22 protein-coding genes and 1 pseudogene are annotated in these 25,107 nt (G+C 68.1%); 16 read left to right on the forward strand and 7 right to left on the reverse strand.

The window, feature by feature from the left end; translation table 11 throughout:
• Positions 1-65: 65 nt before the first annotated feature.
• The 9 genes and pseudogenes from dmpG to I4Q42_RS10595 all read left to right on the forward strand — a co-directional run bounded on the left by dmpG (position 66) and on the right by I4Q42_RS10595 (position 8,992).
• Entirely contained in the window at positions 66-1,109 is a 1,044-nt protein-coding gene (dmpG, locus tag I4Q42_RS10560; RefSeq protein WP_198576037.1) for a 4-hydroxy-2-oxovalerate aldolase, read from the forward strand.
• The gene (locus I4Q42_RS10565; RefSeq protein WP_198576038.1) at positions 1,106-1,948 is read left to right on the forward strand and encodes an alpha/beta fold hydrolase; all 843 of its coding nucleotides are present in this window, start codon (positions 1,106-1,108) and stop codon (positions 1,946-1,948) included. The genes dmpG and I4Q42_RS10565 overlap by 4 nt, the downstream gene beginning before the upstream one ends.
• An 11-nt stretch (positions 1,949-1,959) precedes the next feature.
• A complete protein-coding gene (locus I4Q42_RS10570) occupies positions 1,960-3,645 on the forward strand; it encodes an FAD-dependent monooxygenase (protein WP_198576039.1) in 1,686 nt (561 codons plus the stop codon).
• Positions 3,646-3,699: 54 nt separating this feature from the next.
• Positions 3,700-4,602, forward strand: coding sequence for a LysR family transcriptional regulator (locus I4Q42_RS10575; protein WP_198576040.1), 903 nt, complete (start codon positions 3,700-3,702; stop codon positions 4,600-4,602).
• Positions 4,603-4,717: 115 nt separating this feature from the next.
• Positions 4,718-5,698: a VOC family protein gene (locus I4Q42_RS10580; protein WP_198576041.1), complete on the forward strand. Its 981-nt coding sequence runs from the start codon at positions 4,718-4,720 to the stop codon at positions 5,696-5,698.
• A 64-nt stretch (positions 5,699-5,762) separates the two neighbouring features.
• Complete coding sequence (locus I4Q42_RS10585) at positions 5,763-7,013, forward strand: MFS transporter (RefSeq protein ID WP_198576042.1); 1,251 nt, start codon at positions 5,763-5,765, stop codon at positions 7,011-7,013.
• 61 nt (positions 7,014-7,074) lie between these two features.
• Entirely contained in the window at positions 7,075-8,289 is a 1,215-nt protein-coding gene (locus tag I4Q42_RS10590; protein ID WP_198576043.1) for an acyl-CoA dehydrogenase family protein, read from the forward strand.
• Positions 8,290-8,339: 50 nt separating this feature from the next.
• Positions 8,340-8,702 (forward strand): annotated as a pseudogene (locus I4Q42_RS26590) (flavin reductase family protein); the annotation flags it as partial.
• Positions 8,703-8,734: 32 nt separating this feature from the next.
• Positions 8,735-8,992 (forward strand): type 2 periplasmic-binding domain-containing protein, encoded by a 258-nt coding sequence (locus tag I4Q42_RS10595; protein ID WP_198576207.1) that lies wholly within the window; start codon positions 8,735-8,737, stop codon positions 8,990-8,992.
• A gap of 24 nt (positions 8,993-9,016) precedes the next feature.
• On the opposite strand, the gene I4Q42_RS10600 is transcribed toward I4Q42_RS10595, so the two are convergent.
• Entirely contained in the window at positions 9,017-10,171 is a 1,155-nt protein-coding gene (locus tag I4Q42_RS10600) for an amidohydrolase family protein (RefSeq protein WP_198576044.1), read from the reverse strand.
• Between the two features lie 141 nt (positions 10,172-10,312).
• Here I4Q42_RS10600 and I4Q42_RS10605 point away from each other — a divergent pair, with 141 nt between their 5' ends.
• From I4Q42_RS10605 to lov, 3 genes are all read left to right on the forward strand, one after another.
• Positions 10,313-10,966 carry a TetR/AcrR family transcriptional regulator gene (locus tag I4Q42_RS10605; RefSeq protein WP_198576045.1) on the forward strand — a complete coding sequence of 218 codons (654 nt, stop codon included), beginning with the start codon at positions 10,313-10,315 and terminating at the stop codon, positions 10,964-10,966.
• A gap of 176 nt (positions 10,967-11,142) precedes the next feature.
• Positions 11,143-11,460: a TonB-dependent receptor plug domain-containing protein gene (locus tag I4Q42_RS10610; RefSeq protein WP_198576046.1), complete on the forward strand. Its 318-nt coding sequence runs from the start codon at positions 11,143-11,145 to the stop codon at positions 11,458-11,460.
• A gap of 215 nt (positions 11,461-11,675) precedes the next feature.
• Positions 11,676-12,767 (forward strand): blue-light-activated histidine kinase, encoded by a 1,092-nt coding sequence (lov, locus tag I4Q42_RS10615; protein ID WP_198576047.1) that lies wholly within the window; start codon positions 11,676-11,678, stop codon positions 12,765-12,767.
• On the opposite strand, the gene I4Q42_RS10620 is transcribed toward lov, so the two are convergent.
• Positions 12,764-14,827 carry a glycoside hydrolase family 65 protein gene (locus tag I4Q42_RS10620; protein ID WP_198576048.1) on the reverse strand — a complete coding sequence of 688 codons (2,064 nt, stop codon included), beginning with the start codon at positions 14,825-14,827 and terminating at the stop codon, positions 12,764-12,766. The two genes, lov and I4Q42_RS10620, sit on opposite strands and share 4 nt — an antisense overlap.
• 75 nt (positions 14,828-14,902) lie before the next feature.
• Complete coding sequence (locus I4Q42_RS10625; RefSeq protein ID WP_198576049.1) at positions 14,903-16,078, reverse strand: alpha/beta fold hydrolase; 1,176 nt, start codon at positions 16,076-16,078, stop codon at positions 14,903-14,905.
• A gap of 252 nt (positions 16,079-16,330) precedes the next feature.
• On the opposite strand from I4Q42_RS10625, the gene I4Q42_RS10630 reads away from it, so the two are divergent.
• Together I4Q42_RS10630 and I4Q42_RS10635 are read left to right on the forward strand one after the other, a co-directional pair.
• Positions 16,331-17,884: an alpha-amylase family glycosyl hydrolase gene (locus tag I4Q42_RS10630; RefSeq protein WP_198576050.1), complete on the forward strand. Its 1,554-nt coding sequence runs from the start codon at positions 16,331-16,333 to the stop codon at positions 17,882-17,884.
• Positions 17,885-17,959: 75 nt separating this feature from the next.
• Positions 17,960-18,886, forward strand: a complete 927-nt coding sequence (locus I4Q42_RS10635; protein ID WP_198576051.1) for a methyltransferase — start codon at positions 17,960-17,962, stop codon at positions 18,884-18,886.
• Here I4Q42_RS10635 and I4Q42_RS10640 read toward each other — a convergent pair.
• From I4Q42_RS10640 to I4Q42_RS10655, 4 genes are read right to left on the reverse strand one after another with little or no spacing between them, the layout of a single operon-like run.
• Positions 18,870-19,706 carry a cyanophycinase gene (locus I4Q42_RS10640; RefSeq protein ID WP_198576052.1) on the reverse strand — a complete coding sequence of 279 codons (837 nt, stop codon included), beginning with the start codon at positions 19,704-19,706 and terminating at the stop codon, positions 18,870-18,872. The two genes, I4Q42_RS10635 and I4Q42_RS10640, sit on opposite strands and share 17 nt — an antisense overlap.
• Positions 19,703-20,596, reverse strand: coding sequence for an isoaspartyl peptidase/L-asparaginase family protein (locus I4Q42_RS10645; protein WP_198576053.1), 894 nt, complete (start codon positions 20,594-20,596; stop codon positions 19,703-19,705). Before I4Q42_RS10645 ends, I4Q42_RS10640 begins: the two co-directional genes overlap by 4 nt.
• The gene (cphA, locus tag I4Q42_RS10650) at positions 20,589-23,336 is read right to left on the reverse strand and encodes a cyanophycin synthetase (RefSeq protein WP_198576054.1); all 2,748 of its coding nucleotides are present in this window, start codon (positions 23,334-23,336) and stop codon (positions 20,589-20,591) included. The genes I4Q42_RS10645 and cphA overlap by 8 nt, the downstream gene beginning before the upstream one ends.
• 2 nt (positions 23,337-23,338) lie before the next feature.
• Entirely contained in the window at positions 23,339-23,545 is a 207-nt protein-coding gene (locus I4Q42_RS10655; protein WP_198576055.1) for a hypothetical protein, read from the reverse strand.
• A 166-nt stretch (positions 23,546-23,711) separates the two neighbouring features.
• On the opposite strand from I4Q42_RS10655, the gene I4Q42_RS10660 reads away from it, so the two are divergent.
• Both I4Q42_RS10660 and I4Q42_RS10665 read left to right on the forward strand, forming a co-directional pair.
• Positions 23,712-24,626, forward strand: a complete 915-nt coding sequence (locus I4Q42_RS10660; protein WP_198576056.1) for an iron-containing redox enzyme family protein — start codon at positions 23,712-23,714, stop codon at positions 24,624-24,626.
• Between the two features lie 128 nt (positions 24,627-24,754).
• Entirely contained in the window at positions 24,755-25,012 is a 258-nt protein-coding gene (locus tag I4Q42_RS10665; RefSeq protein WP_198576057.1) for a GlsB/YeaQ/YmgE family stress response membrane protein, read from the forward strand.
• Positions 25,013-25,107 lie beyond the last annotated feature (95 nt).

The following is a 25,107-nucleotide window of genomic DNA, read 5'->3' on the forward strand; positions in this document are numbered from 1 at the left end:
ATCGAGCGGGCCAGGCTCTCGCGACAGACCATCATCGCCCGTCATCCCAACCACGAGGTCGGCCAATGACCACGCCCTTCCAGCCGAAGTCCAAGCTCTACGTCCAGGACGTCACCCTGCGCGACGGCATGCACGCCATCCGCCACAAGTATAGTCTCGACGACGTGCGGGCCATCGCCCGGGCCCTGGACGAGGCCAAGGTCGACGCCATCGAGATCGCCCACGGCGACGGCCTGTCGGGCTCGTCGTTCAACTACGGCTTCGGGGCGTGCACTGACTGGGCCTGGATCGAGGCGGTGGGGGAGGTGATCTCCCACGCCAAGCTGACCACCCTGCTGCTGCCCGGCATTGGGACGGTGCATGACCTCAAGCGCGCCCATGACCTGGGCGTGCGCTCGGTGCGGGTTGCCACCCACTGCACCGAGGCGGACGTCTCGCGCCAGCACATCGAGTACGCCCGTGGCTTGGGCATGGATGTCTCTGGCTTCCTGATGATGAGCCACATGAGCCCGCCCGAGGCCCTGGCCCAGCAAGCGGTGCTGATGGAAAGCTATGGCGCCCATTGCGTCTATGTGACCGACAGCGGCGGGGCCATGACCATGGACGACGTCGCAGCGCGTCTGCAGGCCTATGACCAGGTGCTCAAGCCCGAGACCGAACGGGGTATTCACGCTCACCACAATCTGAGCCTGGGCGTGGCCAACTCGATCGCCGCCGTCCAGAACGGCGCGATCCGCGTCGACGCTTCGCTGGCGGGCATGGGGGCCGGGGCCGGCAACGCGCCGCTGGAGGTGTTCATCGCCGCCGCCGACGTCTACGGCTGGAACCACGGCTGCGATCTGTTCAAGCTGATGGACGCCGCCGAGGACCTGGTCCGGCCGCTGCAGGACCGCCCGGTCCGCGTCGACCGCGAGACCCTCAGCCTGGGTTATGCCGGGGTCTATTCCTCGTTCCTGCGCCACGCCGAGAGGGCCGCGGCCGAACACGGCTTGGACGTGCGCTCGATCCTGCTGGAACTGGGGCAGCGTCGCATGGTCGGCGGCCAAGAAGACATGATCGTCGATGTCGCCCTGGATCTGAAGGCGCGGCTTGATGGAGCCGTCGCGTGACCGCTCCAGTGATCCGGGACATCAAGGTTGGACGGCGGGTCATCCGGCTGGCCGAAATCGGGCAGGGCCCCGCGCTTCTGATGCTTCATGGCGGCGGTCCGGGCGCGACGGGACCGTCTAACTACTCGCGCAACCTGGCGGCCCTTTCCCAGTCCTATCGCCTCTTGATCCCGGACATGCCGGGCTACGGCGGTTCGACCAAGGGCGTCAGCCGTTCCGATCCGTTCGGCGACTTGGCTGGCGCCATGCTGGAGCTGCTGGACGGCCTGGGCGTCAAGCGCGCCCACGCGATCGGCAACTCCCTGGGCGGGGCCTGCGCGCTGCGCCTGGCGCTCGACCATCCCGACCGGGTCGACCGACTGGTGCTGATGGGCCCGGGCGGGGTGGACACGACCCGCAGTCTGCCGACCAAGGGCCTGCAGAAGCTGCTCAACTACTACAAGGGCGATGGACCAAGCTTGGAGAAGCTACGCGCGTTCATCGACGACCTGGTCTACGAGCCCAGCGACATTCCCGACACGCTGCTACGGGAGCGCTACGAGGCTAGCATCGATCCCGAGACGGTGGCGAGCCCACCGCTCATGCGGCCCAAGGGCTTCAAGCTGCGCGACGTGGACTTCACTCGCGATCCGCGCCTGGCCGGTCTCAACAATCCTGTCCTTGTGCTCTGGGGCCAGGACGACCGCGTCAATCGCCCCAGTGGCGGGACCTCGCTGATCCGCCGCCTTCCCAACGCCGACCTGCACCTCTTCAGCCGCACGGGCCATTGGGTCCAGTGGGAGCGGGCCGACACGTTCAACGCCATCACCCTGGCCTTCCTGGCTCAGCGCAGCCTCTAGGATTTCAGAACATGACCCCGTCCCATACTTCCCCCGTCGTGGTGGCGGGCGCCGGACCCGTCGGCATGTCCACCGCCATCGCCCTGGCCTTGCGCGGCGTCGACGTCATCGTCGTCGAACCACGCACCGCCGGCCAGCCGCCCAGCGCCAAGTGCAACACGGTCGCGGCCCGGACCATGGAGATCTTCCGCCAGTTCGGCGTCGCCGACGCCGTGCGCGCCGCCGGCCTTCCCGACGATTATCCGACCGACACCATTTACTGCACCAGCATCAGCGGGCCGGAGCTGACCCGCCTGACCATGCCGGCGCGAAACGAGCGCGAAAAACCGGGCTTTCTGGACAGCGCCTGGCGCACGCCCGAGCCCATGGTGCGGGTCAGTCAGCTCTATCTGGAACCGATCCTGTTCGAGCGCCTCAAGCGCACGCCCGAGATCACCGTCCTCAACGAGACCGCTGTGGAGCGCTACGAGCAGGACGCAGAGGGTGTGACCGTCCATTGCCGCCGCCAGCCCGACGGCGAGGCCTTCACCATTCGCACCCAGTATCTGGTCGGTTGCGACGGCGGACGCAGCCCGATCCGCAAGGCCATGGGCGTCAAGCTCGTCGGCGACGCCGAGTTGGGCCGCACGCGGAGCACCCTGATCCGGGCCCCGGGCCTCAAGGCCCTGTTCGGCAAGCGACGGCCCGCCTGGATGAGCTGGGTGGTCAACGACAAGGTGCGCGGCAATGTCGTGGCCATTGACGGCAGAGACACCTGGCTGGTCCACCGGTCCATGCCCGCAGGCGTTAGCGACTACGACGCGCTGGACTTCGACCAGTCGATCCGCGACGTGCTGGGCGTAGGTCAGGAGTTCACCTGGGAGGTGCTCAATCACGAGGACTGGATCGGCCGGCGCCTGGTCGCCGAGCGCTTCCGCGACGGACGGGTGTTCATCGCTGGCGACGCGGCTCACCTCTGGGTGCCTTTCGCCGGTTACGGCATGAACGCGGGTATCGCCGACGGCGTGAACCTGGCCTGGACCCTGGCGGCGGCCGTCAATGGCTGGGCCGAGCCGGCTATCGTCGACGCCTACGAGGCCGAGCGCCACCCGATCACCGAGCAGGTGTCGAAGTTCGCCATGCGCAAGGTGATCGAGAACGTCGAAGCCATGGGCAAGGGCAATGTCCCAGCGGCGCTGGCGGCCAAGGGCCCGGTCGGGATGGGCCTCAGGGCGCTGCTGGGCAAGAAGCTCTATGACATCAACGTCCCGCAGTTCGCGCCCGAAGGACTCAACTTCGGCTACTTTTACGATCGATCTCCGATTATCGCCTATGATGGCGAGGCCCCGCCGACCTACACGATGGGCGAGATTACGCCCTCGACCGTGCCGGGCTGCCGGATGCCCCACTTCTGGCTGGGCGAGCGCTCGGTCTATGACGAACTGGATCTCGACTACACCTTGGTGCGCTTCGATCCATCGGTCAGCGTCGAGCCGCTGGTCGCCGCCGCGGCGGCCGCGGGCCTGCCGCTCAAGGTGCTCGACGCCCCCAAGCCGGATTTGCCCAAGGCCTTCAAGACCGCCCTGTTGATCGTCCGTCACGATCAACAGGTGGTCTGGCGCGGGGACGCCGTCCCAGGCGCTCCGGGCGATCTCGTCCAAGTCCTGCGCGGCGCGATGTCGGCCCAGCCGTCGCAACTTGTGGCTTCCACCGGTTGAGGGTGCGCGCGACAATCAGGCGCCTCCATGGTTTTTGAGGCGGGGATTCGAACGGTGCTGCTCAGACGCCACAATCTCAACCAGTTGCCCATCCTGCGAGAGCTGCTGCGCACTCGCAGCGTCAGCCGCACCGCCGAGCTGGTGGGCCTCAGCCAGTCGGCGGTGAGCGCGGCGCTCTCGCGCCTGCGTGAGACCTTCAACGACGATTTGCTGGTGATGGTGGGCCGCCGGCTGGAGCTGACCGAGCGCGGGGCCGAGCTGATCGAGCAGACCGAACGGGCTTATCTCGAGGTCGAGACCCTCCTTCGACCACCTCAGTTCGATCCGCTTGAGGAAACGCGCCGCTTCATCGTCGCCACGGCCGACTATGTGTCGCTTCTGATCGCCCCGCCGCTGACCCGCCTCCTGGCCCAACAGGCCCCCAATGCTTCGGTGCACTTCATCGACGTGCCGGGCAACGTCGCCTCGGAGGTTATTCGCGGCACCATCGACCTGGTCATGGTGCCGTCCGACACCGCCGAGGGCGTCTATGACGGCAGCTCGATGCCGCTGTTCGACGACGAGATGGTGGTCATTTCCTCGCGCGCCCACCGCGGCTTCGCAGGACCGCTGACGCGCGAGATCTACGAGACCAGTCGCCACGCGATGTTCCAAATGTCGCCCAAGATCGAAACCACCCATCAGATCCTGGGCATGCGCGAAGGCGGGATCGAGCAGCACAACCGTGTCATCGTCCAGCAGTTCACAGCCCTGCCGGCGATCGTGGCCAGCACCGACTGCCTGGCCCTCGTCCAGCGACGGATCGCCGAACGCTTCGCCCGAGTGCTCGACATCGAGATCCACACCCCGCCGTTCGAAATGTCGCCAGTCCATGTCTGCGCCTATTGGGGGCGGTCGATGGAGCGAGATCCGGCCCATGCCTGGTTTCGCGGGCTGCTCAAGGAAATCCATCCCTAGGGCGGCACCTATCGAGCCGCCTGATACCTCGCCGTGAACTATCGAATTATCGCCGGGCTCGGGGTCGGTCAGCTTCTTCGTCAAGTCGCAGACGACGACGAACCGAGGCGAGGCCATGCTCAAGACCCCCAAGTCCACCGATCGTATCGATACCCGCATCGGCTACGTGGTGGTGGAATCCAATCGGCTGGATCGCTGGCGCGTCTTCGGGGCCGAGGGCCTGGGGATGCATGTCGATACACTTGAGGACGGCGCCCTGGTGTTCCGGCTCGACGACCGGCAAGTGCGCATCCTGGTCCGACCGGGCAAGGCCGAGGACGTGGTCGCCCTGGGCTGGGAGTTCGAGGACGAGATCGAGCTGGCGGCCATGCGCGAGCGTCTTTCGGCCCACGGCGTGTCCTACGAGCGCCAAGCCGGATCCGAGGCCCTGCAGCGCGGCGTCGACGACTACTGGGTCTTCGACGGTCCCAAGGGCCTGCGGATGGAGTTGTTCGCCGGGCCGCGCAAATCCAACCAGCCGCTCCGGATCAAGGGCGGGGGCTTCGTCGCCGGCGAGTTGGGTCTGGGGCATGTGGCTATCCTCACCCAGAGGCCCGAGGCGGTGATCGACCAGTTGCAGGCGCTGTTCGACGCGCGGCTTTCCGACAACATCACCGATCGCCTGTCCGGCATCGAGATGGAGTTCACCTTCCTGCACATGAACCCCCGCCACCATTCCGTCGCCGTAGCCGCCACCGCAGGACGCCGGGTCGATCCAATCGGCAAGCGGGTGCAACACCTGATGATCGAGGCCGCGAGCCTGGACGATGTCAGTCAGGCCTATCGGCGCTGCAAGGACCTGGGCTTCCGCATCGCCATGAGCGTGGGCCAACATCCCAACGACCAGAACATTTCCTTCTATGTCGTCACCCCGTCCGGCTTCGAGATGGAACTGGGCTGGAATCCGGTCCTCATCGAGGACGAGGCCAGCTGGGTCCCGGAAACCTACCGGGGCATCAGCAAGTGGGGGCATCGGCCCGAGGGAAAACCCTCCCTGGGCGAAGTCGCCGCGGCCCTGGGGCGCGTTGTCGGCTCGATCATCCGGCCCGCCGGCTAGGCGCCTGTCCGGCCCGGGCCAAGACCCCAAAAACAACTCAAAAAATGATCCCAGGGAGGGACGCATGGATCGAACCCAACAGGGCGCAAGCCCCGGCGCCGAGCAGGATTCCGGCCAGGCCTGGCGCATGGCGGTCGCGGTCGCCGTCTGCTTGGTCGTCAGCTCACCGGCGCTTTCGCTCTACACGTCCGGGGTTTTCATGAAGCCGGTCGTCGAGGCTTTGGGGTGGTCGCGGGGCGGGTTTTCCGCCGCCTCGGCGATCGGAGGGCTGACAGCCGCCTTCGCCGCGCCGTTCATCGGCCGACTCGTGGATCGCAAGGGCGCGCGGTTCACTCTGCTGCTGGGCGTACCCCTGATGGCCTGCGGGTTCTTTCTGACCGCGGGGCTGGCCCACTCGCCCGCGACCTACATGGCCTTCGCCGTGTTGGGCGGCCTGGTGGCGCCTGTGCAGTCGTCCATGCCGTATGCGCGGATCATCGTGGGCTGGTTTACCAAACGGCGCGGCCTGGCGCTCGGCGTCGCCCTTAGCGGCGTTGGCGTCGGCGCCGCGGTCGCGCCCCGGATCAGCCAGATCCTGATCGAACAGCATGGCTGGCGCTTCGCCCACGCCATGCTGGGCGTGGCGGTCCTGGTCATCGCCTATCCGGTCATCCTGCTGGCGCTCAAGGCCCCGACCCCGCAGGCCAAGACCGCGCCATCAGCCGCGCCGGCTCCAGGGGCGGGCGGAGTGAGCGTGCGCCAGGCGCTCAAGAGCCGGATCTTCTGGGTCATGGCGTTTGGCTTCTTCACGAACGCCGCGGCCGTCAATGGCGCGGTCGTCCACCTTCCAGCTCTGATCACCGACAGGGGCCATTCACCGGGGCTAGCCGCGACCATCGCGGGCCTGTTTGGCGTCACCATGCTGCTGGGGCGGTTGATGGCCGGGTGGTTCGTAGACCGCCACGCCGCCTCGAAAGTCGCCTTCTGGCTCTTCGTTCCTGTTACCGCCGCGCTCCTGGTCCTGGCCACCGGAGTGGGTGGGGTGCCGGTGATCATCGCCTGCGCCGTCTGCGTCGGCATCGCCATGGGCGCGGAGATCGATCTGGTGGCCCTGCTGGTCTCGCGCAATTTCGGCCTGGCTCATTTCAGCGAGATCTACGGCTACCAGCTGCTGCTCTTCACCATCGGCATCGCTTTGGGGCCGGCGATCCTTGGCCGGGTGTTCGACCAGCATGGCGGTTACGGACCGGGCCTGGTGGGCCTGGCGGCCGCTTCCCTGGTCGGTGCCCTTGCCCTCCTGTCGCTGGGCGAGCCTGCGCCGCCCGCACCGATCTGACGACCCAACCGGCTCGCACCTAGCCAGCCCACCCCCATCCTTGAACAGCCCGGAGACCGCCATGTCCCTGCAAGACACCAACGCCTCGACGGCCGCCGCGCCGACGCCGACGCCGGAGGACCTGCTCGCGCGCGCCTTGGCCCTGGTGCCGGTCCTCAAGGGGCGGGCCGCCGCCTGTGAGGCCAATCGCGCCGTGCTCGACGACACCGTCGCCGATTTCTTGCAGGCGGAGTTCTATCGCATGCTGCAGCCGGCAGCCTATGGCGGCTACGAGATGCACCCGATGAGCTTGTTTCGCGTCGCCATGGCGCTGGCCAAGGGCTGCCCGTCCAGCGCTTGGTGCTTGAACCTCGTCGCGGTGCATAACTGGGAACTGGCCCTTTATCCGCCGCAAGCGGCCCAGGACGTCTGGGGCGCCGATCCCGACACCCGCATCTCGTCCTCCTATGCGCCGTTCGGCAAGATCGAGCGGGTTGACGGCGGCTTCAAGGTCAGCGGGCGTTGGCCGTGGTCGAGCGGCAGCGACCACTGTCAGTGGGTCTTCCTTGGCGGCATGGCGCCGACACAGGAGGGCGCCTTCATGCCCGACATGCGCGTCTTCCTTATCCCGCGCAGCGATTACCGGATTGATGACACCTGGCACGTGATGGGGCTCAAGGGCACCGGCAGCAAGGACATCGTCGTCGACGGCGCCTTCGTGCCCGAGCATCGCACCCACAAGTTCCTCGACAGCTTCATGATGCAGGACGTGGGGCTGGAGACCTTCACCTCTCCGAACTACCGCTATCCGTTCGGCGTCATCTTCGCCTACTGCCTGTCGGTGGTGACCCTGGGGATGGCCGACGGGGCGCTAGAGGAGTTCCGCGCCCAGATGCGCGAGCGCGTCGGCGCCTATGACGGGGCCAAGGCGCTGGAAGATCCCTTCGTGCGCCAGCGCCTGGCCGAGGCCGAAGCGCTGATCCGCGGCGCCCACGCCAGCCTGGAGGCGGCCTTCGCCGAGATGGATGCCCTTCTGGCGGCGGGCGCGCCCTTGCCCGTCGAACTGCGGGTGCAGAACAAGTGGAACGCCCAGCACACAGCCAAAACCGCCATGCAGGCCATCGAGCTTCTGTTCAAGGCCACCGGCGGGCGCGGCATCCGCGAGGAAAACCCTATGCAGCGTTACTTCCGGGACGTGCACGCCGCCTCCAACCACGCCTATCTCAACGCCGACAAGGGCGCGATCAACGCCGGCGGCGTGCTGATGGGCGCCCAGACCATGGACTTCGCCCTGTGAGCGTCCTGCCGCCCGTCGACGCCGGGCGGTTTCGCCGGGCCATGGCCCGCATGCCGGGGGCGGTCTCGGTCGTCACCGTGCAGGCGCCCGAGGCCCGGTATGGACGGACGGTCAGCGCGGTGATGTCGCTGAGCGCCGATCCGCCCAGCCTGCTGGTCAGCCTGCTGGCCACCGCGCCGATCGCCGAAGCCGTCGTCAGGGTCGGAGCGTTTTCCTTGGCGGTAGGCTCTGAGGCCAACCTGCAGACCGCCATGGCCTTCGCCGGTCAGCCGCCGATGCCTATGGAGCAGCGCTTCACGGCGGGGCGGTGGCGCGCCAGGGGCAGCGGTCTGTGGCTCGACCAGGCCAGCGTCAATCTCGACTGCCGGGTGACCCAGATCATGGACATCGCCACCCACCGGGTGATCGCCGCCGAGGTCGTGACCCCAGAAAATACCGATGCTCCGTGCGCCCGACCCTGGTGGTTCCCCACTACATGGTCCTGGCCCCGATCATCGAGCAGGGCGATCTGGTGGCGGTGGTGCCCAGCCGGGTCGCCAGGGCTCTACAGCGCCACCATCCCCTGGAGATCGCCGCTTTGCCGATGGAAAGCCCGATCGTGGCCGTCAACATCGTCTGGCACCTGCGCCAGCAAAAGGACGAAGGCCGACGCTGGCTGCACGCCCTCATCGACGAAGCGCTGGACGCCGCCCCGCCAGCCTAGGCCGACGTTCAGACGCCGAGCGTCTCACCGTTTGCGGAGCGTATCGGCCAGATTGACGATCGGCTTGGTCACCGCGCGCTTGAGTTTGCGGCCGGCTCCCGAGACGTGGGCGGCCCCGCTGAAGGCCGCCAGGCGCGGAAAAAGACCAAGGGCGTTGGTGCGATTGATCTCCGACTTGGCCGGGCCGTCCAGAACCCGCAGACCGTCCAGCGACTTGACCTCCATGCCCACCGCGGGCGCGGGCGCGAAAGGAAAGTCGCTGCCAAACAGGATGCGGCTGGGACCCACCAACTCCTTCAGTCCGGCCATGGCGTAGGGCGAGGGTGACAGCGCCGTGTCGAAATAGAACTTCCGGATGGCGCCCATCACCCCTTCGCCCGCCTTGGAGGCCAGCGCCGGCTGGTCGTTGGCCAGCGACAGCCGCCAGGCGATGTAAGGCAGGAAGCCGCCGGCGTGGGCCAAAATCCAAGTGATCGATGGATAGCGATGGAGCACGCCCTGGAAAATCAGGTTGGTGGCCGCTCGCGTCGTGTCGCAGACGAATTCCACCAGGTAGCCCGGGATCTGCAGATCCAGCTGTGAGCTGGTCGGGTGGAGATTGGGGTGGACGAACACCTTGGCCTTGCGCCTATTGAGTTCGGCCATGAGCTCGTCAAAGCGCGGATCGCCCAGGAAGACGCCTTCCGTGCTGCCCAGCAGCACCACGCCGTCGGCGTGCAGCACGTCCAGCGCATGGATGGCCTCAGCGCAGGCCGCCTCGGTAAAGGGCATGGGCAGGACGGCGAAGCTGCCAAAACGGCCCGGGTGCGCCGCCGACATCTCGGCGGCGAATTCGTTGCACGCCCGGGACAGGCTCTTGGCCTCCGGCAGGTCGCCGAAATAGACCCCCGGGGCGGAAAGCGAGACCAGGGCCGTCTGAACGCCATAGAGGTTCATCACGTCGAGCGACTTCTCCGGCGTCCAGTGGGGCAGGGGGGCGCCGGCCACCTCCTTGACCCCGTGGCGCTCCATCGCCGCGAGGAAGGCCGGCGGCACAATGTGATGGTGGACGTCGATGCGGTCGCGACGAAACCTGCCGCCGCGCGACGGGGGGGCAGGAGCGGGGCGGCCCTGGACCTCCGCGGCGAGCGCGCCCTGTGCCCCCGCGGCGCCCGCCGCCAGCAATCCGGAAAACACCATGCTCCGCCGATCCATCGTCATTCCGCCGTCCTTTGAGTGTCGCTGCATTCGTCGGCAGTGACAACGAAAAGGAAACCCGTTGGTTTCCTTAAGGCGACGGATTGGGCGTGAGGTTTGGCGCGGGGCCGCTATGGTCGGCCGATGCCGCGTCGCTCCGAGACCGCCCATGCCGAGATTCGTGATCGCCTCCTGGCGGTCGCCGCGGAAATCTTCGCGCGCGAAGGCTTCGCCGCCGCAAAGATCGGCGAGATCGCCGCAGCCGCCGGCGTGTCAAAGAAAACCATCTATCGCTACGTGTGCAGCAAGGAGGACCTTTTCGTCGAGGTCGTCCGCGCGCGCCTTGGCCAGGTCGCCTTGGTCCTCGCGCCAGGCGGCGCAGGCGGCGAACCGCGCGAACGGCTGAAGGCCTTTCTCCTGGCGTTCGGGGGAGCGGGGTTTTCGCCGGAAGGCGTGGCGTCGTACCGCCTGATCCTGGCGGAAGGGGCGAGGTTTCCGGAGGTGGCCCAGGCTTGGACTGCCGCGATCAGTCAGCAAGCCATTCAGGCGCTGGGCGTCTGGCTGGCGCAGGTGGCGCCCGAGGCCGGGCTGACGATCGAGGCCCCAGAGCAGGCGGCGGGAATGTTGCTGGCGATGATTTTCGCCGAGCCAATGCGTGACGCCGCCCTCGGCGTGGCGCCGGTTCTGTCGTCGCAGGACCTCGACCTGCGCATCGAGCGGGCCATCTCCATCTTCCTAGGCGGAGCGTTCGACCGCCCGACGAATTTGGCCGTCGGCCGCACAACCCAGGCCCCCTAGGCCAGCGGGCCCGTTGCCTCGGGCGAACCACAACAACCACACCGCGCAACCCATCCATCGCCGCGATCGACCTATCGATCGAGTGAATGACAACGTTGGCATTTTGACATGGTGACGATTCGGCGAGGTTTGTAGCCAGGGCTTGCAGCGGCCCGCGCGCGCCAACGACATACCTATTGGGCGGTCAGCAACTGGTCGCCGCCGGCGTCACCAATCCGACCGCTTTGGGCGACCGGACCCCCAACATCTCCATCGATCGCGGCAACGGCCTGCAGATCACCATCCGCGGCGTGACCAGCGCCGACGCCACAGAGAAGGGCGACCCCTCGGCGGCCTTCATCCTCGACGGCGTCTACATCGCCCGTCCGCAGGCCCAGGAGGTCAGCTTTTACGACCTTGATCGCGTCGAGGTTTTGCGCGGACCGCAAGGCACGCTGTTTGGTCGCAACACGACCGCTGGGCTCTTAGACGCGGTCTCGGCCCACGTCGCCTGACATCCACGACGTGATCGCCAAGGCCTTGCGCGCCGCCGGGCTTGTGACCTGAACGGCGGGATCGGGCGGTTACCGCGTCAAGGTGGGCAAAGCGGCGGAACATTGGTCGAACGTCGATTGTTCCCTCCGGGAAAAGACAATTGTTTGATGGGTTTAGGCGTGCAACGGCTGCTGCGGCGCGGCGTTGGAACTGTCCGCAGTTCACAGAGTGCGCTATGAACGATCCCGTCCAGCCGGCCACCATGCTTCATGGCGACCAACCCGCCGCCTCCACCGCCCAAGGGCGCGTCGATCGCAAGGAGTTGGCGTTCATCGCCGTCGAGCGCACGCGCATGCCGATGGTGGTTACGGACGCGCGCCACGGCGACCATCCGATCGTGCTCGCCAACCAGGCGTTCCTGGACCTGACCGGCTACGACGCCCAAGAGGTGCTGGGCCGCAACTGCCGGTTCCTGCAAGGCTCGGACACGGCTGTCGAGGCGGTGGACAAGATCCGCGCGGCGCTGGCGGCGGGCCAGGATTGCGACGTTGAACTGCTCAACTATCGCAAGGACGGTTCGGCCTTCTGGAATCAGCTCCATATGAGCCCGGTCCACGACGACGCCGGCCAGATGCTCTATGTCTTCGCCTCGCAGCGGGACATCACCGCGTTTCGTAAGGTGGAGGGCCTGGAGGCCGCCGAGCATCGCCTGTTGCGCGAGGTCGATCACCGGGCGATGAACGCGCTGGCCATCGTCGAAGGCATCGTGCGCCTGACCCGGGCCGATGATCCGTCCCATTACGCCGCCGCGGTTCAACGACGGGTGCAAGCCCTGGCCGCCGCCCATGCGCTGCTGGGCCGCGCGGGCTGGCGGGACATTCGCCTGGAGCAATTATTGCGCGCCCAGATCGAGCTCTACGCGGACCAGCGCCTGACCTTGCACGGCCCGGCGATCGACATCGGCGCCGCCTTGGTGCAGCCGCTGGCCCTTGTCCTGCATGAGATGGTCGCCAATGCGAGCCGGCACGGGGCGCTGTCGGCGGTGAACGGCGCGCTTGCTTTGGGATGGACGCAGACCTCCGCCGGCGGGCTTGAGCTCACCTGGACCGAGACCGGCGGCCCGGCTCCCGCCGCCGCCCGACCGCGCGGCTTTGGCGCGACGATGATCTACGCCATCATCGAGCGGCAGTTGCGGGGCCAGGTGTTGCTGGAATGGCGGCCTCAGGGGCTGGCGGCGAAGTTTGTCCTTCCGCGCCTGGACCGCGTCGACGCCTTCAGGCTTTCGGCGGCCAATGAGGATTCCAACCCTGAAGTCCCAGGCGCCTAGAGCGGCTCGAGGGCGGCCAACTGGCCCTGGCGGGCGCTCAGCGCCATCGGCTTGCCCCTTATCCAAAGGCGGTCGACCTCGATCGCGGTCCAACCGGCGGGAAGGTTTACCGGACGACGCATCCAGGCCTGCGGATCGTCCGAACCCGGCTCCATGCCCGTGAAGCCAAACAGCAAACCGGTCAGGAAGCCGCCGATGTTGGCGAAGAACGGACCGGCTTGCGGCTGTTCGGGAAAACGGTCGGCGCGGTACTCCAGGGTCTGCAGGAACCGGCCTACGCAGAACTGACCGTAACCTTCGTCCAGCAGGCGCAGCGCCAGGGAACGGTCTCCCGCGCGGGCCGTCCACGCGCCATAGAGCGCCGACAGCATCGGACTGCCGATATAGTCCTGGGCCAGGCCCAGATAGAGCGCCAAGGTCTCGCGCTCCTGCGCCTCGTCCAGCGGGAAGCCGAACGGGAAAAGACCCATCAGGGGATCGGGGGTCGCGCCCTTTTCCTCATCGACCCGGTAGGCGTCATGGGAGATGACCGCATTTCCCCGGAACGGGATTTCCAAGCGATCGGCGATACGCGACCAGACCGGATCGGCATCCAGCCCCAGGGTCTGGGCCGCCTTGATCGCCGCGCGCAGCACCACCACTGCCCCCATGTTGGTGAAAGCGGCGTTGTCGACCGGTTGCTCTCGCTCGGCGATGCCCATCGACGCGTTGATCGTGTAGCCCGCCGCGGTCTTGGTCACGCGGGTGGAAATCCATTCGCTCACCCCCGCCAGCACCGGCCAGGCTCGTGTGCGCAGATACTCCCGGTCGCCGGTGGTGTCGGCGTAGAGCGCGAACGCCCGGGCAACGTCGAGCGAAACATGGTCCTCGTGCCAGGCGGCCGTGCCGGGGAGGGGCGCGGCTTCCTCGCCGCTGCCCGGCGCGCTCTCCCAGGGAAACTGCAGGCCGCGCCGGCCCATCAGCTGGGCGTTGCGGCGGGCGGCGGGAAGCTTGTCGACGCGGTAGGCCAGCAAGGCCTCGGCGGCCGTCGGCTGCAAGACGCTCAGCGGGGGGACCGCGAAGGCTTCGATGTCCCACATCACGTGGCCGAAATAGTAGTGATAGTCGTGCCAGGTCGCCAAGCCGAAGATCGAGGTCGAGGCTGGCGCGGACGGGTGAACCGAGCAGTTGAGATAGAAGAACGCCGCGTCGATCAGGCCTTGCCAGTGACGGCTGGCGCCCTCCACACGGATGCGGCCCTTCCAGAGTTCGGCCCAGGCGGCGCGGTTGCCTTTTCGGATCGCCTCGAAGCCGTCGAACCGGGCCTTGGCGGCCAGGCGGGCGGCCTGTTGGTCGGGCATGGCGTGCATGGCGCTGGGGATGACTGAGGCGATTTGCCGAAGGCGCACGGTCCGTCCTGCTTGGGCCCGCAGTCCGTACTCGCTGACCAGCCGATGGTCGCGCAGCGGCGGCCTCGACGGGGCGATTTCGCCGGCGCCCGTCACCTGGGTGACCAGGGCCAGGCCGCAGGTAGACAGACCGCCAGCCGACTCCCAAAGCAGCGTCCCGTCGGTGGCCGGCTCGGGCTCGCCCGGGGTGAGGCGGTCATGGCGCATAGCCCGGCCGTCCGCGCCGCTGGCGTCGATCGTGGCGCGCAGGCCCAGGGCGCAGGCCGCATCGACCGATACGCTGACTTCCTGGCAGACCAGGGTGGGATCCTGGCGACTGCAGAAGGTGATCACCTCGACCTTGGCCAGGCGGCCCCCGGCGCGGAATTCGAACCGGGTGGTCAGCTCGCCGCTGGAAAAGTCGTAGTCCTGCTCCAGCTTGGCCGCCTGCTGGGGCACATCCGAAAGCCACACCCCGTCCAGGGCGATGTCGCCGGCGATCGGGTAGGGGGCCACCGCGGCCGCCTCGATCTGACGTTCGTAGTGCTGGCCGCTGTAGCCGCTGACCAGGGCCATGCCAGTCGTCAGCGGCAGTTCGCGCACGCGCAGACCGACGAGGCCGTTGCTGACATAGGCAGGGAGCTCTTGGCGGCCGGATCCGCGGACAGTGTCGGGATTGATCGGTGCGCTCATGGCTTTGGGCTCGCAGCTGGCGGCGTCGACGGCGTCACGGACGCTGAAATGCGCGTCAACGGCGGGGGTTTCGGCTCAAGTCTCGGTCGCCATTGGCTCGCGCGGTCTGTTGCCCGGCCGGGTGACCAGATTGAGCTGGCAGAAGCTTTCGATCTCGTCGTTGTAAACCTGCGAGCGCTCCAGAAAGCCCATGTGGTTGGCGTCGGAGATCACCTCCAGCCGGCCGCCGGGCGTGGCGCGCGCCAGGGTCTCGCTGGCCTCGCACTTGGTGACCAGGTCGCTGTCGCCGGCCAGGATCAGGGTCGGCACAGTGATCGCCTGCAGGGCCCCGTCCGCGTCCCAGCGGAACATCGCCAGATTGCCCCGCGCCAGGGCGGCCGGCGGATTGCGGGTGGCCAGCAGGGTGTTGTGCTCCAGTTGGCTGCGGGTGACCTGGCTTGCAAAGCCGATGCGGTTGGCCAGGTGGGCCGAACCGCTCAAATAGCTTTGCCAGGCGCTGAGCCAGGCCAAGGGCTGAAGCCAGATCGCCAAGCGGAACATCGGCTCCAGCAGCGGCCAGCGCAGCGCTTGAGCCGCGCCGCTGAGCACCATGGTGCGCAGCGGGTTGGTGTAGGTGGTGTTGACCAGGACCAGACCGGCCACCGCTCCGTCCAGTAGCTGCGGATGGTCCCGCACCAGGGTCTGGACGGTCATGCCGCCGATGCTGTGTCCTACCAACACCGCCGGCTTGCCTTCCGTCAAAGCCAGCACAGCCTTAAGGTCCTGGGCAAAGTGGCTCAGGTCGATGGCCCGTCCGTTGGCCGCGCGCGAGCGGCCAAGGCCTGGAAGATCCCAGACGATCACCCGATACTGCTGCGAAAGGCGGCGGCGCAGATAGTACCAGATGGTGCTGTCCAGGCCCCAGCCATGGGTGAGGATCACCGGCGGGGCGTCGGCCGGCCCGTGCATCTCGACATAGAGGCGCGAGCCGGTGGGACTGCTGATCATTTGATGGTCGCCGCGCTCGGGCTGGGTCGGATCGGTGTCGGGCTTGGCCAGCAGGGGCGTGACGATCAGGCGACCCAGCATCGACCAGGCCAGCAGCGCCAGCGCCGTCCATAGCCGCCACGGTTCGTGTTCTTGATGGCCCACGCCATAGGCGTCCCAGACCCAATAACCGTCGTGCCAGGACCACAGCAGGTAGCCAGCCGCACCGAGAATGGCGAGCGAGACCAAGGATAGCGCCAGGCGCGCGAAGACGATCAGGGGCATGCGGCGGTCCAAGGTGAGGGGAAGCGAAGGTAAACCTAATGGCCCGCGGGTGCGGCTGTTCCGAAGAGGGCGCGCGTTGCGCACCGTGAACTGAGGCGCGCCCCGCGTGTTGGGTCCAGGCGACCCGAGCCGGAGACCCTCATGCAGCCGCCAGAGCGCTTGTGCGGTGACGACAGCGACTCTCCCGCGACCGATCTGGCGGCGAGGCGCCAGGCCGGCGTGGCCGCAGGAGAGCCTTGGTGGAAATCAGCGGTGATCTACCAGATCTATCCGCGCTCGTTCCAGGACTCCAACGGCGACGGCGTGGGCGACCTGGCGGGGGTTCTTCAGCGTCTGGACGCCCTGGTCGCCTTGGGCGTCGACGCGATCTGGCTGTCGCCCTTCTACCGCTCGCCGATGGCCGATTTCGGTTACGACGTGCGCGATCACGTTTCCGTCGATCCGATCTTCGGCGACATGGCCGACGTTCGGGCCCTGGTCCGTGGCTGTCGCCAGCGAGGGTTGAAGCTGATCGTCGACTACATTCCCAACCACACGTCCGATCGTCACCTGTGGTTTGCCGAGAGCCGGTCCAGCCGCACCAATCCCCGCCGCGACTGGTACGTGTGGCGCGATGCGGCCCCCGATGGCGGGCCGCCCAACAACTGGCTGTCGGAGTTTGGCGGACCGGCCTGGACCTGGGACCCCGGCCGCCAGCAATACTATTACCACGCCTTCCTCAGCTGCCAGCCCGACCTCAACTGGCGCTGCCCCGACGTGGTCGAGGCCATGCTCAACGTCATGCGCTTCTGGCTCGACCGCGGAGTCGACGGGTTTAGGGTCGACGCCATCCATCATTTGATGGAGCGCGAGGACCTGGCCGACAATCCCGGCAACCCGCTGTGGCGTGAGGGCATGGATCCGGCCGATCGCCTGGTGCGGGCCGGCACCGTCGATCAACCCGACGTCCACGCCGCCGTCAGCGCCATGCGCCGGGTCCTGGACGAGTATCCCGGCGAGCATGTGCTGATCGGCGAGGCCTATCTGCCGCTCGAGCGCCTGGTGACCTACTACGGCTCGCCCGACGCGGGGTTCCATCTGCCCTTCAATTTCCACCTGATGTCGACGCCCTGGACGCCGACGGCGGTGGCGGCGTTGGTCTCGGCCTATGAGCGGCAGCTGCCTGACCATGGATGGCCCAACTGGGTGCTGAGCAACCACGACCGCTCGCGTCTGGTCAGCCGGATCGGCGGGTCCCAGGCCCGGGTCGCGGCCATGCTGCTGCTGACGCTGCGCGGCACCCCGACCCTCTACCAGGGCGATGAGTTGGGCATGGCCGACGTGGACATCCCGCGCGATCGCGTGCGCGACCCCCTGGAGATCAACGTGCCGGGGTTGGGGCTGGGCCGCGATCCGGCCCGCACCCCGATGATGTGGTCGCCGGAGCGGCACGCCGGGTTCAGCAGCGTCGAGCCCTGGTTGCCGTTGAGCCCGGATTGGCGCGACCTCAACGTCCAGAACCAAGCCGCCCAGCCTGGGTCGGTGCTGAGGCTCTATACAGCGTTGCTGGCGCTGCGACGGGCCGAGCCGGCGCTAAGCCTGGGCGACTACCACCCGTTCGCCGCCACCGACGGCCTCCTCGCCTACGAGCGCCGGCTTGGGACGGCGCGGCTGCTGATCGTCTTGAACATGGGCGCTCGCCCCGAGCGGATCGAGGCGCCGGCGGGCCAGGTCGTGATGAGCACGCAGGGCGAGCCCGTTGGGACCCATGCCGGCGGCCTGCTGCAGGTGGCGGCGCATCAAGGTCTGATCCTGCGTCTGGCCTGAGGGGGGGGCTGGAACGGCCCGCCCGGAACAGCCCCCGACGGCGGCCGTTAGCGATGGCCAAGCTGAGGTGACCCCATGACCGCCCAACCGCTCGCAGCGCTTCTGCAGGCCCTGGCCGACAGGCAGTACCGGTTCACAACCCCGACGCCCTCGACCTGTCGGCGCATGGCCGACAAGCCGATCGCGCGGGCGCCCGGCCTTCGCGACATCTTCGGTTGGAGCCGAGCTTTCGTCACCGCCGATCTGGAGCCGGCCCTCCTGAGCCTGCTGCAGGAGGCGAACGCCCTGGCGCAGGACGACGGCGGACGCTGGCGCTGCACGCTGCGCGTCTCCGACGTCCACGGGCGGCTCTTTCTGCACTCAGCCTTCCCCGCCACGGCGCCAGACGCGGTCTTCCTGGGGCCCGACAGCTACCGGTTCGCCGACCTGATCGCCGCGGAGTTGGCGAGCGGCGGCCAGATCCGCACGATCCTGGATGTCGGGACCGGCGCGGGCGTGAGCGGCCTGGTGGCCGAGCTTTCCGCGCCCGGAGCCCGGGTGATCCTCGGCGATATCAATCCCAAGGCCTTGGACCTTGCCAGGATCAATGCGGCCCATGCGGGCGTGGATTTCGAGGCGCGCCACGCCGCGGGCTTGGACGGCGCGCCGCAAGACCTGGATGTGATCGTCAGCAATCCGCCTTACGTCGCCGGAGAGTCCGGCCGGGCCTACAAGGACGGCGGCGACCTGCACGGCGCGCGCCTGTCCCTGGACTGGGCGATCGCGGGCATGGGCCATTTGGCGCCAGGCGGGCGCTTCATCCTCTACACCGGCAGCACCATTCTTGACGGCGGCGCAGACCCGTTCCGCCACGCCTTGGCGCGGGCCGTCGAGGCCCAAGGGCTTGCGTTGCGCTATCGCGAACTGGACCCCGACATCTTCTCCGGCGAACTGCGCCGTCCCGCCTATGCCGACGCCGAGCGTATCGCCGCCGTCGGCGCGGTGATCACGCGGCCGACCTAGGCGCGTCGACCGGCGTCGGGTGCCCGAGGGGACGGCGGGTGGTGAGGTCCAGGCCGTCGCCGCTGGACAGCACATGCAGCCGCACATCGAACATCGACAGGGTGTTTTCCGGTCGAGCCTCGGCGATGTTGGAGGCGGTCACGCCTTTGGCGTCGACGACGTAGACCGCGCCGCTGCCGATGACCTTGAAGGCGTCGCCCTCGACGATGATGGCGGTGTCCTCGTCGATGCCCACGCCGAGCACGCGTGGACTTTGGGCGACGGCGCCGAGCAGGCGGCCGATGCGGCCACGCTCGGCGAAGTGCTGATCGATGATGACGTCCCGCACCAGACCCAGACCCGGCGCCATACGCAGGTCGCCGATCCTGTGGGTCTCGGCGCTGGCGCCGCGCACCATCATCGTATCGCTCATCACCGAAGCGCCGGCCGACGTGCCGGCCAGCACGCCGCCTTGCGTCCAGATCTGGCGAATCCGCGCCTCGATCGGGGTGTCGCCGATCTGGCTGCTGATCCTCAGCTGGTCGCCGCCGGAAAAGAATACGCCCGCCGCGCCGTCCAGGAGGGCGAGCTTGTCGTCGTCGTGCGTCTCGGCGCGGTCTTCGACATAGAGCTCGACCAGATCGGTGACGCCCAGCGAGGCGAACGCCTTCTGATAGGTCTCGAAATAGCCGTCCGGCGCGTGCGACGCGATCGTCGCCAGCACCAGCCGCCCGCCCTTCAGGCGCTCGGCGACGGCCTTGAGGATGACCCTGTCGCCCTCCTTGTCCTCATGTCCGCCGATGATGATCAGCGGTCCTTCAGTGGGGCGAGCGTCGGTCATGCGAAGTCTCCAGGCGCGTCCTGCGCACGTTCGATGAAAGCGCGCGCGGCTCGGCCCGACGCGGCGTGGGCGACGGCGAACTGCGGGCTGTTGTGGCCCCAACCGACGCGGCCGTCGGCGTCGATGACGATCAACCCGGCCTTGCCGCCGACCTCGGCCAGGCGAGCCAGGCAAAGGTCGATGGCCGCGTCCGGCGCGACCGCTTCCAGGCTGTGGATCAGGCGGGCGGCCAAGGTCGCTCGGATCAGGCTTTCGCCGTCGCCCGACAGGGAGACCGCCCCGACGGCGTCATCGGCATAGAGGCCGCAGCCGGGCAGGGGCGAGTCGCCGACCCGGCCCTGGGGACTGCCCGCCAGTCCGCCCGTCGAGGTGCCGGCCGCGACGTGGCCATGGCGATCCAGCGCCACGCAGCCGACCGTGTCGCAGCCGCGATCGCCGGGCCGCGCGACGACCAGGTCGGAGGGGGCGCAGAGTTCGCCGCCATGGTCGCGCGCGAAACACTCCGCCCCGCGCCCGACCAGCAGGACCGGCGTTTCGGCGAGCATGGCGGCCGCCACCGAGATCGGATGGCGCAGGGTCGAGACCGCGGCCACGCCGCCGACCGACAGGTCGCTGCCGTCCATGATCGCCGCGTCGCATTCGACCTCGCCGCGGGCGTTGAGCACCGCGCCATAGCCGGCGTTGAAGGTCGGATCGTCCTCCAAGGCGCGAATGGCCATTTCGACCGCGTCGACCGCGCTGCCGCCAGCCTCCAGGATCGCGCTGCCGGCCGACAGGGCCAGGAGGCATCCGCTGCGATGGGCCTCCTCCTGTTCGGGCGTGATCGCCTTGGCCCCGCCGTGGACGATGATCGACCACGAGCGCGGGGTCTCCCGTGAGGACTCAGGCAACGGCGTCTCCGAATTCCAACAAGGACTGATTTTCAAGGGGGGCGACATTGGCGGCGGGCGTGAACGCGGCGACCTGACGCCAAGCCGCCTCGACACCGCTGGGGAAGACCAGAACCAAGTCGCCGGGCCGCGCCATCCGCAACGCCGCGTCGATCGCCTCTGTCTCGCTGAGGATGCGATGCAGGTGGTCGGGCGCAAAGCCGGCGGCCAGGGCGCCGTCCGTCAATAGCGACACCACCGATCCGGCCGCGCGACCGCGCCCATCGGGGCGCTCGCGGAAGATCAGCTCATCGAAGAGCGCCGCGGCGATCTGGCCCATTTCCAGGATGTCCGCATCGCGCCGATCGCCGGGAATGCTGACCACGCCGATCACTTGTCCGACGGACGGCCGCAGCCGAGCGATCAGGTCCCCGACCGCGCGCATGGCGGCCGAATTGTGCGCGTAGTCGACGATGACGCGGAAGCCGTGGCCGTCGTGGACATTGAACCGCCCGGGATTGTCGGCGTGCGAGGACTTGAAGGTCCGCAGGGCGGCGGCGATGGTCTCGAGCGGCACGGCCTGGGCGTGGCCGATGGCGATGGCCGCCAGGGCGTTGGCGACGTTGAATTCGGCCAGACCCTGCAGGGTCGCGGGGATCTCGTCGGCGTGCAGAACCCTGGAGCGGCGGCCGCGCTCATGGATCACAAGCTCCCCCCCGCGCGACGAGGCCTCGCGCGCGACGAGCAGACCGCCGCTCTCCACATGCCGGCGCAAGTCCGGCGATAGCGTCTCGCCGCCGTGCAGGGTGAAAAAGCAGATCCGGCCGCCGGCATGGCGCGCCATGCGCAGGGTCAGCGGATCATCACCGTTGAGCACGCTGACGCCGCGACGGCTCACCGCCTCGGTGACGATCGACTTGACCGCCGCCAGGTCCTCCAGCGTGTCCACGCCCTTGAGGCCCAGATGGTCGGCGCTCACGTTGAGCACGACGCCCACGTCGCAGCGATCAAAGCCCAAGCCCTCGCGAAGCATGCCGCCGCGGGCGGTCTCCAGGACCGCGACCTCGACGGTCGGGTCACGCAGGACCATGCGGGCGCTCTTGGGACCGCTGGCGTCGGCCTCCAGCAGCCGCTCGTCGTCGATATAGACGCCGCTGGTGTTGGTCAGGCCGACCACCTTGCCATGCTCGCGAAAGATCCTGGCGGCCATGCGCCCGACGGTGGACTTGCCGTTGGTGCCCGTGACCGCGACGATCGGGATGCGCGAGCGCGATCCCGGCGGATAGAGATGAGCGATCACCGCCTTTGCGACGTCGCGCGGTTGCCCCTCGGAAGGCTCCAGGTGCATGCGAAAGCCTGGCGCGGCGTTGACCTCGACAATCCCCCCGCCAGTCTCGCGGACGGAGCGCGTGATGTCGGGGGCGATGAAGTCGATGCCCGCCACGTCCAGGCCGACGGTCAGGGCCGCGCGTCGGGCGATGGCGGCGTTGTCGGGATGGATGTCGTCGGTCCGGTCGATCGCCGTTCCGCCGGTCGACAGATTGGCCGTGGCCCGCAGCGCCACGACTTGGCCCGCGCCGGGGCGGTCTTTCAGGGCAAGGCCTACGCGGCCGAGCATCTCGTGAACATGGTCGTCCACGACGATGCGGGTCATCACCTGTTCGTGGCCCGCGCCTCGCCGAGGATCAGCGTTGGTCTTGTCGATCAATTCAGCGATCGTCGACGCCCCGTCTCCGACCACTTGGGCCGCGACGCGCTGGGCGACGGCGACGACCTTGCCGCCGACCACCAGGATGCGGTGGTCATGCCCCTCATATTGCTCCTCGACCACGACGCGCCGGCCGTGCTTGACCGCCTGCTCGAAGGCCCAGCGGACGGCGTCGGCCGTGCGCAGGCCAACATTGACCCCGCGGCCGTGATTGCCGTCGAGCGGCTTGAGCACGACCGCGCTGCCCAGGCGCGCGGCTTCGACGACGGCTTCTTCGGCGGTCCTGACAACCGCGCCGCGCGGGGTGGGCACGCCGACCGCCGACAGCACCGCCTTCGTCAGGGCCTTGTCGCCGGCGGTCTGCACGGCGATCTGCGATGTTTCGCCGGTGATGCTGGCGCGCAGCACCTTGCGTCTTGCGCCTTGACCTAGCTGCACGAGGCTCTGGGCGTCCAGCCGCTCGGCGGGAATGCCGCGGCGGCGCGCCTCGGCCACCAGGGACCGGGTGGTCGGGCCCAGGGTCTCGCCGCGACGCACCTGCCGCAACGCCAGGATCGCGGCGTTCAGGTCGAACGGCGCCTCCACGCCGCCGGCCAGGGCCGGAGCCACCAAGTTGAGGTTCGACAGGCCTTGCAGGTCGCGCGGCAGTAGGCTGTGAACGGCCTCGATCGCGACGCGGCCGGCCGCGCGGCCAAGGCCTTCGGTCTCATTGACGTAGAGGATGTTGTAGACCCCCGGCCGCCCCTTGACCGAGCGCGTCTTGCCGCGACTGACCTGGGCCCCGGCCAGACATTGCAGCTCCAAGGCCACGTGCTCGATGACATGGCCAAGCCAGGTGCCCTCGCGCAGCCGCCGCACGAAGCCGCCCGGCGTGCGAAAGCAGCAGCCGTGGCGCTCAAGGCCGGGCAGGGCGACCAGCAGCCGATCGGTGAACCCGTGGAGCCGATGGGTCGGCCAGGCTTCCAGGGCCCCAAGATCCAGTTGGACCCGAATCATCGGCCGGTGGCTGTAGAGATGCGGGCCACGATAGGTGGACGTCTCGATGACCCGCATGTTCAGGCCGCCTTGGCGCTAATCAAATGATCATCGCCGGCTCGGGTCTGAGCCGCGCAGATGTCGCGGATCACCATGGCCGCGGCGATCGCTCGGGAGCGCACGACGCCGCCCGCCCGGCGCCGCCCGGCCATGTCCACGGTCTCCCAGCGCCAGCCGTCGGCCTGGGGCCGAATTGAAAAGCGCACCATGTCTGCCAGCTCGTTCATGATCACCGCCCTGCTGAGAAGGATGCTCAAACGAGACCTGCTCGGCGTTGTTCCAGGGGCGGGTCGCCGACACTGAGCCCTAGACGGTGTGACGGGGCGCCCACGCGGCGAGGAACTGGGGGACGGGTCGAGGCTTTTGCAGTTCTTGTTCAGGCCTGAGGCTCCCATGCAAAATCCGACCGCGCCCATGTCCGACCCCACAGCCCCGGACGACATGCTGAGCGCCGAGACTCAGCAGCGCCTTTCCAACTGGAACCATGTCCGGCTCGAGCCGGGCGCGCCGACGGCGGACTGGGAACAGGGGTTGGCCGATGAGCTGTCGATGCGCAGACTTGAAGGTCGCTTCGTCGAAAGCCAGCGACAGGGGATTATCTCGCGCGCCGAGGCGGCGCCGCAGGATGTCGAAGGCTTTGTCGCCTGGTTCGAGGCGCTGAAGGCGACCGGTCCCGGGCAGAACGATCCGCTGTTTCCGTGGCTGGCCCAAAGCGCGCCTCTCGAGGACATGCGCTGGTTCCTTCAGCAGGAGGTGGCCGGCGAGGCGGGGTTTGACGACCTGGTGGCCTTGACCCAGGTGAAGATGCCGGTTCAGGCCAAGCTGGAGCTGGCCCGCAACTACTGGGACGAGATGGGCCGCGGCGCGGCGCCTGGCATGCATGGGCCGATGCTCGACGAACTGGCCGGCGCGCTGAACCTGAACCCCATCATCGCCGATACGGTCCCTGCGTCCTTGGCCCTGGGCAACCTGCTGGTGGCCTTCGCCACCAATCGTCGCTACGCCTATCATGCGATTGGCGCGCTCGGCGTCGTCGAACTCACCGCGCCGTGGCGCGCCGATCTTGTCGCCAAAGGTCTCAAGCGCCTGGGCGTGGGCAAGGAGCGCAAATATTTCGCGTTGCACGCGACGCTGGACATCACCCACTCCGAAGCCTGGAACGCCGAGGTTCTGACGCCTCTGGTCCAGGAGCGCCCGCACTGCGCGCGCTTCATCGCCGAGGGGGCCTTGATGCGCCTGGAGGCGGGCCGACGCTGCTTCGAAGCCTATCGCCAGCAACTCTGGTCACGCGAGATCGTCGCGGCTTGAAGTCCTGCGCCGTTGAGGCCGTGTATCCTTTGGTCACAGGCGTGACGCTATAGGCGGAACGAAAGTCTACGCCGCGTCTTATTGCTCATGACCGACGCGCAGGCGCGTCATTTTCTAGGGAGGCGGATATGTCTATTCTTGCATGGGTAGTCCTTGGCCTTGTCGCCGGCTTCATCGCGAGCAAGATCGTCAATCGTTCGGGCGGCAGCCTGGTGCTGGACCTGGTGCTGGGCATCGTCGGCGCCGTGGTCGGCGGGTTTCTGTTCAATCAGTTCGGCGGCGCCGGGGTCTCCGGTCTCAACCTCTACAGCCTGCTGGTCGCCACGATCGGCGCCGTGGTCGTCCTGTTGATCTTCCACATGCTGTCGGGCCGCCGCGCGCTGTAACGCGACGTCCAAGCCGCCGCCAGAACGCCCCCTGGAGACAGGGGACGTTTTGCGTATGCGGTCCGCCCATCAAATGAGGGGACCAGTCGTCCTAT

The sequence above is a fragment of the Caulobacter hibisci genome (assembly GCF_016135805.1).
Taxonomy (GTDB): Bacteria; Pseudomonadota; Alphaproteobacteria; order Caulobacterales; family Caulobacteraceae; genus Caulobacter; species Caulobacter hibisci.